The sequence below is a fragment of the Rugosimonospora acidiphila genome (genome assembly GCF_039543385.1).
Lineage (GTDB): Bacteria > Actinomycetota > Actinomycetes > Mycobacteriales > Micromonosporaceae > Rugosimonospora > Rugosimonospora acidiphila.
Map to the genome: position 1 here is coordinate 204,841 of NZ_BAABJQ010000016.1, position 10,407 is coordinate 215,247.

9 protein-coding genes and 1 pseudogene are annotated in these 10,407 nt (G+C 68.0%); 6 read left to right on the forward strand and 4 right to left on the reverse strand.

Features of this window, described 5'->3' with window-relative positions:
- A partial coding sequence (locus ABEA87_RS25400; protein ID WP_345633584.1) for a hypothetical protein occupies window positions 1–312 on the reverse strand: 312 nt, incomplete at its 3' end.
- 156 nt (window positions 313–468) lie between these two features.
- Entirely contained in the window at window positions 469–675 is a 207-nt protein-coding gene (locus ABEA87_RS25405) for a hypothetical protein (RefSeq protein WP_345633587.1), read from the reverse strand.
- 165 nt (window positions 676–840) lie between these two features.
- On the opposite strand from ABEA87_RS25405, the gene ABEA87_RS25410 reads away from it, so the two are divergent.
- The 4 genes from ABEA87_RS25410 to ABEA87_RS25425 all read left to right on the forward strand — a co-directional run bounded on the left by ABEA87_RS25410 (window position 841) and on the right by ABEA87_RS25425 (window position 4,203).
- Window positions 841–1,293 (forward strand): hypothetical protein, encoded by a 453-nt coding sequence (locus ABEA87_RS25410; protein ID WP_345633589.1) that lies wholly within the window; start codon window positions 841–843, stop codon window positions 1,291–1,293.
- Window positions 1,294–1,596: 303 nt separating this feature from the next.
- Window positions 1,597–2,577: an ABC transporter ATP-binding protein gene (locus tag ABEA87_RS25415; RefSeq protein ID WP_345633592.1), complete on the forward strand. Its 981-nt coding sequence runs from the start codon at window positions 1,597–1,599 to the stop codon at window positions 2,575–2,577.
- A gap of 5 nt (window positions 2,578–2,582) precedes the next feature.
- The gene (locus ABEA87_RS25420; protein ID WP_345633620.1) at window positions 2,583–3,452 is read left to right on the forward strand and encodes an ABC transporter permease; all 870 of its coding nucleotides are present in this window, start codon (window positions 2,583–2,585) and stop codon (window positions 3,450–3,452) included.
- A 268-nt stretch (window positions 3,453–3,720) separates the two neighbouring features.
- Window positions 3,721–4,203 (forward strand): hypothetical protein, encoded by a 483-nt coding sequence (locus tag ABEA87_RS25425; protein ID WP_345633595.1) that lies wholly within the window; start codon window positions 3,721–3,723, stop codon window positions 4,201–4,203.
- Here the strand turns inward: ABEA87_RS25425 and ABEA87_RS25430 are convergent.
- A complete protein-coding gene (locus ABEA87_RS25430) occupies window positions 4,151–6,772 on the reverse strand; it encodes a LuxR C-terminal-related transcriptional regulator (protein WP_345633598.1) in 2,622 nt (873 codons plus the stop codon). The genes ABEA87_RS25425 and ABEA87_RS25430 overlap by 53 nt on opposite strands.
- 292 nt (window positions 6,773–7,064) lie before the next feature.
- On the opposite strand from ABEA87_RS25430, the pseudogene ABEA87_RS42695 reads away from it, so the two are divergent.
- Both ABEA87_RS42695 and ABEA87_RS25440 read left to right on the forward strand, forming a co-directional pair.
- Window positions 7,065–7,598, forward strand: a pseudogene (locus ABEA87_RS42695) (IS1634 family transposase); the annotation flags it as partial.
- A gap of 1,199 nt (window positions 7,599–8,797) precedes the next feature.
- Complete coding sequence (locus ABEA87_RS25440) at window positions 8,798–9,523, forward strand: endonuclease/exonuclease/phosphatase family protein (RefSeq protein ID WP_345633623.1); 726 nt, start codon at window positions 8,798–8,800, stop codon at window positions 9,521–9,523.
- 71 nt (window positions 9,524–9,594) lie between these two features.
- On the opposite strand, the gene ABEA87_RS25445 is transcribed toward ABEA87_RS25440, so the two are convergent.
- Window positions 9,595–10,407, reverse strand: an 813-nt coding sequence (locus tag ABEA87_RS25445) for a 2-oxo acid dehydrogenase subunit E2 (protein ID WP_345633601.1), incomplete at its 5' end; no start/stop codon positions are given.

Sequence of the window (10,407 nt, forward strand, 5' to 3'; positions counted from 1 at the left end):
GTCGTTGCCACCGACCACGATCACCGCATGAGGCCGCGCCGCCTTGATCCGCGCCGCTACCGCCATGGTCTGTGGGCGGTTCCAGAAGTACACCGTGAACGCGACGACGAACGTCGCATCCGGGTCGTCCGGGAGCACAGTCTCGAGCAGCGAGGCTTGACCGTTCGCGGTCGCCGGCGAGATGTGCTTGTGCACGCTCACGCGAGGGGCGACGTCCGGTGCCGCCACCAATGCGGCATGGAGATACCCGAGTGTCGGGCTGTAGCGATGCTCATCGAGCAACGTCAACTCGACCAGGTGGATCGATAGCATAACCGAACCCCCGAAGCTTCTCCAGTGCGGCGCGCCGGTGACCCGCGATCGGCTGGGCGACGCGTGGTTGGCGGAGTGTCGAGATCTTCACGCTAGGCCCACCGGCACCGCCGTGACCATACGCAATGAGGGATTCGGTATACGGGACGAGCTGAGTCAGAACTCCTTCTTCTGAAGGAACGCAAAGGAGCGAGCCAAGTAGACGCCAGCGATCAGACACACGACGGCGGCGATCAGGAGCAGAACCATGGAACTGCCCGAGTTAGTGAAGCCCAGGTATGCGAGCACGATGGCCCACACGATGAGAAAGATCGCGAGGAATCGCTTGATGGGGCCGAGGGAGTCCTGTTTGTTCGAACTCACGGGAAGTCTCCTCACGTTGAGATCGCATGACCTTGCCATGATAGGGCGACGCCCAGACCGGAGCCAGAGCCACGTAGCCAAGAGAATCAATGATTTGATCTGCAGTCGCGCGCGGGTCGGCGTGGTGGCGCCGGCCTCACGGCCTGGCCGACCAGCGGGTGTTGCATGGGTCGCCTCGCCTCGCCGGCGACGGCCCGGCGGGTGCTGGCCGGCATCGATGGCCGCCGCCTGGGCGTCCTGAGCTGCGCTCGCGCGACCGCCCGGGAACGGGCCAGCCTGGTCCAGTACACCCCACAGACCAGCACCGCACTGATCCCGCTGCTGCAGGACGCCCTGTCCAAGACCGACACCGAACGGCTGCTGGTCGTCAGCCCCGAACTGGCCGACGTCCTGGCCACCGCCATCCACCGCATCCGGCAACCCACCGGTCCCTCGCCTGCGTGCCTTCCCAACGAGCACCACCACAGGACCCGGCACAACAACTTCATCGAGCGCACGTTCGGGGAGACCCGACGCCGGGTGAAGGTTATCGGCCGGCTCCCCGGCGAGGACCTCCTGCTTGTCTCTGGCCTCGGCGGTCCGCGACCGAGCGAGAGGAGGTGGGCGGCTCCACCATGACTGGCGAACGGCACCCCGGGCAGCTCCAAGGTCTCCGCCGAGGGCTAGTCCGACCACCCACCGGACTCCGCCCAACAACCACGACCGGCACCGTCCAGCTCGAACGCCGAAGCCGTCTCGCCTACAAGCGCGAGGCCACGCCCGCGGACTAAACTGCATCTATGGAGGGAGCGGCCCTCGCGGGAGCGTCTGTCGATGCGCAACGGCCATGCGCAAATTGTGATTCATGGGCACGTCGATGCAAGATTACGCAGCGATACGCCGTAGGGTGGTGCAGCCCACGGATCCCGAGAGGAGCTCCTGTTGACCCCGACCGACCAGCCCATCGTCGTCAGGGATCTCTGCAAGAGATATGGCGACCGCAACGTAGTCGACCACCTCGACCTCACGATCGAGCCGGGCGAGGTGTTCGGGTTCCTCGGCCCGAACGGGGCCGGCAAGACCACGACGATCGACATCCTGACCGGTCGCCGTCCCCGAACATCCGGCGACGTCGAGGTCCTCGGACATGACCCGTGGCGCGACGCCGCGGCGTGGCGGGCCCGGATCGGCGTCGTCCCGCAGAGGACGGGCGAATATCCGGTGCTGACGGTCCGGGAGGTCGTCTCGATGTTCGCGGCGCTCTACCCGCGGCCGTTGCCGGTCGACGAGGTGATCGATATGGTCGGACTCACCAAGAAGGCCAAGGACCTCGCCGCGAACCTGTCCGGCGGTCAGAAACGCAGGCTCGACGTCGCTGTGGGGGTGGTGGGCAATCCGGAGCTGATATTCCTCGACGAGCCCACGACCGGCTTGGACCCCGTCGCGCGCCGGGAGGCCTGGGACCTGGTGCGGTTCTTCGCCGACCGGGGCACCACCACCCTGCTGACGACGCACTATCTCGATGAGGTCGAGGCGCTGTCTCAGCGGGCAGGGATCATCGTCGGGGGATCGCTGGTCGAGATCGGCACCATGAGTGAGCTTGCGAGCCGCGAGCACGTCGTTACCACGATCAGCTGCTCGATCCCGGAGACGTTGCGGGACGTGACGCTGCCTGCGCAGTTAGACCCCCATCAGTTGTCGATCGACGATGCGCGGATCACCAAGGGGCAGCTGCGGATCGAGACCCACGACCCATGCCAGGTCACCTACGAGTTGCTGAGCTGGGCGCGGCAGTATGGGGCTCGCGAGCTGCCGGACTTCCGCGTTGTGCAGCCCTCGCTCGAGGAGGTCTATCTGCGCCTCGTGCACGGAGCAGACACACGCGCAAAGGAAATGGCGCCGACGGATGAGGTAGTCCAGTGAGCGGGATGCAGGATGTCAGGACGACCGGCATTCCGGTCATGGACCCGAGTGCTGTCGAGCCTCGACGGCCGGGCAGTCCGCTGTGGCGTGCCACGGTCGCACTGACCAAGGCCGAGCTGCGCAACTTCTTCCGCAACAAGATGCAGCTCACTTTCGTCTTACTGTTCCCGATCCTGCTCTTGGTCGTGTTCGCCTCGCTCTTCAGCGGCAGCGTGAAGGTGGGGGACGAAACGGTCCCGTTGAAGCAGTTGATGATGGCGGGCATCATCGCAGCCGGCGTCATGAGTACCGGCTTTCAGGGCGTTGCGATCGATATCGTGCTGGAGCGGGACAAGGGGATGATCCGCCGGCTCGCGACCGCGCCGATGCCGCGGGCGGCGTACTTCATCGCGAAGATCGTGCGCGTGTTGGTGACCACCTTCGTCGAGGTGGCGATCCTGCTGTCGATCTCCGTGTTCGCCTATCACCTGCCCCTGCCAGGCACGGGGGCACGCTGGCTGACCTTCGGCTGGGTGATCCTGCTCGGCACTTTCGCATGCACCTTGATGGGCATGGCATGGGCCGGGGTAATCCCCTCGGGTCCCGCGGCGACCCCGATGACCACACCGATCTTCCTGGTGCTGCAGTTCATCTCGGGCGTGTTCATCACGCTGTCGGACACGCCGAAGTGGATGTTGTTCGTGGGCGAGTTGTTCCCGCTCAAGTGGATGGCGCAGGGACTGCGGTCGGTCTTCCTGCCCGACGTCATGAAGTACGGCGAGCCACGGCACAGCTGGGAGCTGGCGACGGGAGCGATCGTGATGGGAGCCTGGGTGGTCTTCGGGACCTTCGTCACCTGGCGGACCTTCAAGTGGCGCGGGCCGAAGGTGATCTGACCTGATGCCCGTCCGCCGTCACTACCTGCCTGGCACTGCCTGCTGGTTGGCATACGGAGCGAAAGATCCCGTTGCCGCAGCTGCGTTCTATCAGGACCTGTTCGGTTGGCAGCTAATCACCGAGCCCGGCGGCTTCGGGCATCAGGCGACGATCGGCGACCATCCGGCGGCGAGTTTCGCCCCGACTCCTGGGCAGCCGGCCTGGTTGGTCTGCCTCGCGGGTGACTGCGCTGCGCCACCGCCAGGCTGGCGGAAGAGGTTCGGACCGGTGCCGCTCGCCGACATCGGACGGCTGTTGATCGCGGCGGACGACTACGGTGCGAGCGTCGGCATCTTCGCCGGGGCCCAGGGCGACGGGATCGTGGTGGCACACGAGCCGGGCGCGTCGTACGGCGCGTGGCGGCTCGGACCGGCCGCCACGGCGAGTGTGGACTCCGCCGTCGCCGGGTGCGGCGGCGTCGTCACCGACCGCGCCGAGACGGCCGGCGTCGTCCGGTTAGGGCTGGGATCAGACGAGGCGTTGTGGGCGGTCGAGGATGGCGGCCCGCCACGATGGCTGCCTGCGTTCGGTGCGGAACGACTCGCGGACGCACTGGCGCAGGTGTCGGCGACGGGCGGCACGATCATCAAGAGGTACGACAACGCGGCCGAAGTGAGCGACCCGCTGGGTGGGCATTTCGTCCTCGTGCAGGCTGACGTCAGTAGGCCGACGCAAGGCCCAGTGCAGCCGCCAACTGTGTGCGTGAGCTGATGCCGAGCTTCTTGTAGATACGGCCCAGGTGCGTGTCGACGGTCCGCTTCGACAGGAACAGCTGCGCGGCAACGTGTGCGTTACTGTGGCCTTCCAGCACCAGGTCAACCACGCGTTGCTCTGCGCGCGACAGCCGCACGGCGGAAGATCCTGCCTCGTACTCGACAGTCTCGGCCGTGCACGAGGCACGGGTGTTTTCGACCTCAGTGAGCGCCCACTGCTCAGCGTCGGCATCGCCGTGCTTCGCATAGCTGGCGACAAGTTCGGTCAGCACCATGTGACGGACGCGCTCCAGACCCGATCGCGCCAACTGTTCTTCGGCCGCTCGCAAGTAGCGAATCCGCTCCACTCCGCTGGCGGAGGCCGCGCGTGCGTGCAGCGCCTGGCCGATGATGCCTGGAGCCCCCCACGCGCGGGCACTCGCGAGGAAACCCTCGGCCACGAGGCGTGCTGCGTCCTCCCGTTCTGACTGCGCGAGCACCCGGACCATGGACGGATGCCACATAAGTGCGGACGGACCAGCGATGCCGGCGGCTTGGAGATAGCGTGGGCACGAGAGCAGATGGCCCAGTGCGCCTGCAGCGTCTCCGCGAGCTTCAGCCAATCGTCCGAGCGCGTGGGCGACGGTTGCCGAGAGCAGAGGGTGCGCGTCGGCGCGGGGGCGCAGGCCGTCCAGGGTGGCGATCGCACGATCGATCTGACCGACCTGGATGCACGCCTCTGCATACACTGCGCCCGCGAACTCTGCGAAGGCGTCGGCATGGACGGCTTCGAAGAGCTTGCGCGCGGCCTCGGCGTCGGCCAGCGCGGCGTGGGGTTGTCCGATCCGTTCGGCCGCCAGGGCGCGTACCAACATGTTGACGGCCTCTTCGACGGGCCGGTGGTCGGCGCGAGCCGCGGTAGCTCCCTCGGTCGCCCAGAACTGTGCGACGGAGAGCTCCTCGGTCCACGTGGCCGCGAGGGCAACCAGCCCGATCAGCATGGGGTCACGTTCAGCGAGGGATGTGGGATCCGGGACCACTCGCTGGAGCAGGTGGCGGCAGCGATCGCGGTGGTGACTGCTTGCGGCAAGCAGGAGTGCCCGCGCGGTGAGCACAGCGGGGTCGCTCCGTGCCGCGAGGGCCAGCCGACGCCACGGGGAAGCGTGACGGAGCAGGTGCGCCTGTGCGACCAGGTTGGGCGGTGTCGTCGGGGCGCTCGCATCCAGCTCGTCGGCCAGCCCTTTCAGCACTGTGCTGACCGGCGTGAAGCTCGCGGCCAGCAGTAGGTGGCTGAGGGAGGCGAGCTCCCGCCCCATCACCTCGTTGGACACTCCCGCGCGTGACAGGGCCAGCGTCGACTGGGTGCAGGCGCGGACGTCGGACCGCAGGTGTACGTGATGCAGATCGAGAAGGAGCCTATGGGAGGTCGGGGCGTCATGGCACTGGCTGAGGGCATGGCGCAGCGTGCCCTGGGCGGTGTCCCAATCCCCCGTCAGCGCGGCCTCGTGGGCGGCGCGACTCAGCAGCACCAGATCGTCTTCGCACAGCTTCTGATTCGAATGCATGAGATGGGAGGCGCCGGTCCGAGCAGACATGCCGCCCTTGTGGGCGAGGTCCGCAGCGCGCCGGTGCATGTCGATGGTCCGCTGGGGGTTTAATCGAGCGTAGTGATGCTGGCGATGCTCCTTGACGGGCTGCAACGGGTCACCAGTCAATAGCCCGAAGTCCACGAGGACCTGTTGGGCATCGTGCGCTACGCCCACCCGCAGGTCGCACAAGGCTGCTGCGCCGATCAGGTCGGCGTCCCGGCCCAGGATGAGGATCGCCCGGTACAGGTTGGCTGCGTTCGGGTGGGACTTCTCCACCCATTGCAGGCGGGTGTGCCAGGTGGCCAAGGCACAGCACTCATGAACGGTTTCCGGGGATTCGTCCGCGGAGAGTAGCCGGGTGGCGAGTTCAAGTCCGGCCATCACTGCGACCTGCGGGTTGCCGCGTGTCGTACGCCGCACGATGTCGACCGTACCGGGCGCCAGGTCGCGCCCCACTGCCCTGGCCAGTGCCTCTGCCTCCTCGTCGGCGCTCAGTGGTGCGAGGGTGTGCACGCGCGTGTACGGGAGTCGCGTCAACTCCGCCATCAGGGCGGGAGTGCGGTGGTCCTGTTCATCCACCGTGACGAACATCCTGATCGAGCGACCGTCGAGGCGTCGGGCCAGGTAGCTCAATTCATTGAGAGACGATTGGTCGGCATAGTTGATGTCGTCGATGATGATTGCGACCGGCGTGGCGCCATCGTCACGCGGGGCGGTGAGGTGGAGAACATCCGCGCTGAACGCATGGCCTGTCGTCAATCCCCCGATGTCGGAATCATCCAACAATTGGAGCACGACGCCACTCTCGACGTCTGACTCATCCGCGTGGCATCGGGCGTGCATTACAGCGACCCCCTGGGTGGCGCACCTGGCCGCGAGCGCGGATAGCACAGTGCTGCGGCCCGAACCACGGGTGCCGCGCACAATGGCGAGCAGTGGCCAGCCCTCCGCTAGGCGGTCGGCGAGGTCGTGAGCAGTGATAATGACGTTGCTCGTCACGGCTTTCCCCCTCCCGCCCCCCAAACCTGAGCGACGGTTCCCCGAAGAGGTTGCAGGCGACCAGATCGGAAGCCCCAGCTGTCTGGGGACATCAAACACCAAATGGGAGCAGTGGTCCAGACCCGTTTAGAGCAATTCTCAATACCTTCTGGCGATGCCTTCAGCGCGATGGCTGGTTTCTGTTGGTAGGTCCACATCTCGGTCATGAGACCGTCGACGAGGCGGATTAGCCAGATGAGGTGGCTTTGCGAGTCGGCGCTCTGTTGAGGCCGCTGGCCGGGTATCCCCGTATATGCGCACGGTGAAGACCGCCTCGGGTGCCCGTGCGGTGCGGATCGTGCACTCGACGCGGCGTGGGTCGCGCGACATCGAGCACATCGGCTCGGCACACGACGATGGCGAGCTGGAGCTGCTGAAGACGGTCGCGCGGCAGTGTCTGGCAGCCGGGCAAGGCGAGTTGGACTTGGGGCTGGGATCTGCCGTACCGGCCGAACGTAGCGGTGATGCGTTGCCCATCACGTCCTCGCGGATGAGCTACCCGTGGGACGCCCTGATCCGCGCGTACCAGGTGCTGGGCTTCGAGCGGGCCGCCGGTGGGGACGAGGTGTTCCGGGACCTCGTGCTGGCACGCATCATCGAGCCGACCAGCAAGCTGGACTCGTTGCGGGTACTGGAGGAGATCGGGGTCGACCCGCCGGCGTACGCGACGTCGAAGCGTCGCTTGCCAGTGTTCGCGCCGGACTCCTGGCGGCGCAAACTGGCCGCTGCGTGCACGGCGCACGCGCGACTGGGACCGGCCAGCCTGGTCCTGTATGACGTATCGACTTCGAAGGCAACACCGCCGAGACGTCCACGATGCTGCCGCGATCGAGGCGGCCGGGTTGTCGTTCAGCCTCGGCGCCCGCATCCGCGAGGTGCCCCGACCGGGCCCGGCGCACCCTGCACGGCATCGATGAGCAGGTCGCCAAGGCCGAGAAGGCCGTCGCCGGCAAGACCGCGGTCAAACACAACCGGTTCGTGCACCGCCCGCCGCTACCGCACAATCCAGATCCAGGCCGGCGCCCACACCATCACCGCCGCCGACCCGCTACCCGACGACCTGCGCCACGCCCTCGACCTCATCCACACCACCGTGCGCACTGAATGGGCCAACTCGGGTTACCGTCCCAAATCAAGGTGTTCAGGAACCTGCTGGGCATTCCGGCATGTCAGGACCCGATTCAGTGCTCCACGCAATGCTCTGACCTCGTGCTCGCTCACTTCGAGCGCGAAACGATCGGCTAATCGTCGCCTACCCGTCTACGTTTATCCCCCTCGGATGACCTTGCCAACACCTGACTACGGCAGTGGGCCCTTTCTACGTACGAGCCACCCCCACGCCTCGACCAGCTTCAGGCCGGCATCCCCCGCCCTGGCCGGCCCAAGGTGTGAGTCCCCGAGTCCGAACTCGCATTCCCCGAGGTCCGCTGCCCACCTAATCAGCACTCGTCGCACTCTTTCGGGGTTAGTCAAGGCAGTCCCTCGGCGGCATCGCGTACAGCCGTGCTCGGATATGTGGCCAGCGACGTCGACACGATTTCTCACATCACCCGGTCGCCACGCCGGCCGCCAAACCCCGGCCCGACCAGCACGCAACGCGTACAGAATCGGCGCACGGCGCCAGAATCAGTACGACCGCCGCTGTCGCGTTGGTGACGCCGGGATAGGCATTTGTTGAGGATCTATGACGTCCCCCGCCGGGGGCACGCACGCGCAGAACTGCCGAAGCTCGGGTGCGATCGGTCGACGACGGCGCGACACCGGCCCGACCAGGCCCGTGTTCACCCCGCAGGTAAGGCTTCGACGTCAGCTCGCCGCGCCGGATCAGCCGCATTTCGGACGGCCGGCTCCGGAAAACGCGGTCGCGCCCGGCCCGGCCAACCCCTCAATGAACCCCTAAGTGGGTCGCACCGCCGGTACAAAGGGGGGTAACTCTCTTAAAATCTCCCCATCCCCCGGGACCACCAAGGAGTTGAACGCGTGGGAATGCCCGTCACCGCCGCGCTGTCCGTGGCGAGCCTCAACCTCCATTGCGGCCGGGACCGGCACGGCGATCCGTTCCCGGTCGCGGAGGCCATCGGCACCCTCGACGCCGACGTCGTACTGGTGCAGGAGAGCTGGCGGCCGGCCGGGGCGGACAGCCTGGTGCGCAAGGCCGCCGAGTGGGGCTACGGCGAGCCGCTGGAGCTGGAGTTCCTGGCCGACACCACGCTGCGCGCGCTCGACGTGGTCGACGACCAGGGCGTCGACGAGCGGGGCGGGTGGGGCCTGGCCGTGCTGAGCCGGCTGCCCTGGCGCCGGTACGAGCACGTCTGGCTGGGCCAGGCGGCCAGCGACGTGGGGCCGCGCGGCGCCCTGGTCGTCGAGGTCGAGCTGCCTGGCGGAGTGCCGCTCCGGGTGGTCAACGCCCACCTCACCCACCGGGTGGTGCACGGTCCGGGTCAGCTGCGCCGCCTGGTCACCGCGCTCTGCGAGGACGACCAGCCCACGATCATCGGCGGCGACCTCAACATGTGCCGGCCCACCGTCTGGCTCTGCCGGCCGTACCGGACCGCGGTGCGCGGGCGCACCTGGCCGGCGCACTCCCCGGTGGCCCAGATCGACCACCTCCTGGTCAGTTCGGGCATCACGGTGACCAGCCAGCGGGTGGGCCCGCCGGTCGGCTCGGATCACCGGCCGATTCAGGTCTCGCTGCGGGTGGACGAGGCGTAGGCGCCCGAGCGGGCGCCGTCCGGCCACTGTGGACCTCCGGCCCCACGCCCCCGGCCCGACGTCCTCGGCCGTCACGCGTGGGTCAGCAGGCGCAGCGGGCGGCGCAGCGACTCGGCCACCTCGGTGAGCACCCGGGCGCCGAGGTCGCCGTCGACGACGCGGTGGTCAAAGGTGAGCGCGAGGTGGACCACGTCGCGCGGCACCACCTCGCCCCGGTACATCCACGGCATCGTACGCACCGTGCCCAGGGCCAGGATCGCGGTCTCGCCGGGGAGGATCAGTGGCGTACCGCTGTCCACGCCGAGGGTGCCGAGGTTTGTCAGGGTGATGCTGCCGGGCGCGAGGTCGGCCGGGGTACACGAGCCGTCGCGGGTGGCGGCGACCGCGGTGCCGATCCGCCCGGCCAGTTCGCGCAGGGTCAGCCCCTCGGCCGCCCGTACGTGCGGCACGAGCAGGCCGCGCTCGGTCGCCACCGCGATGCCCAGGTCCACCGTGCGGCGACGCAGCAACCGGGGGCCGGAGTCGTCCCAACGGATGTTCATGTCCGGATAGTGACGCAGCGCCTGCGCCAGGGCGTACGCGGTGATGAGCAGCGGGCTGACCCGCAGGCCGGCGTACGCCGGGTCGGCACGCAGCCGACGCAGCAGGCGCATCGTGCGGGTCGCGTCGACGTCCATGAACTCGGTGACCTGCGGGATCGTGGAGGCGCTCGCCACCATCGCGGCGGCGGTGGCCCGGCGCACCCGGGACAGCGGAACGGGCTCCTCCGCCGCGGTGGCCGGCCCGGCGGCGCTTGCCACGGCGGCGCTCGCGACGGCGCTCGGCAGGGCGGCGCTCGGCAGGGCGGCGCTCGCGACGGCGGCGCTCGGCGGGGCGCTGGCCGC

What these genes read in the sequence shown, in the direction of transcription:
- ABEA87_RS25420 (WP_345633620.1), top strand. Translation starts at nt 2,583, where the DNA reads ATGCAGGATGTCAGGACGACCGGCATTCCGGTCATGGACCCGAGTGCT.
- ABEA87_RS25440 (WP_345633623.1), top strand. Translation starts at nt 8,798, where the DNA reads ATGCCCGTCACCGCCGCGCTGTCCGTGGCGAGCCTCAACCTCCATTGC.
- ABEA87_RS25410 (WP_345633589.1), top strand. Translation starts at nt 841, where the DNA reads ATGGGTCGCCTCGCCTCGCCGGCGACGGCCCGGCGGGTGCTGGCCGGC.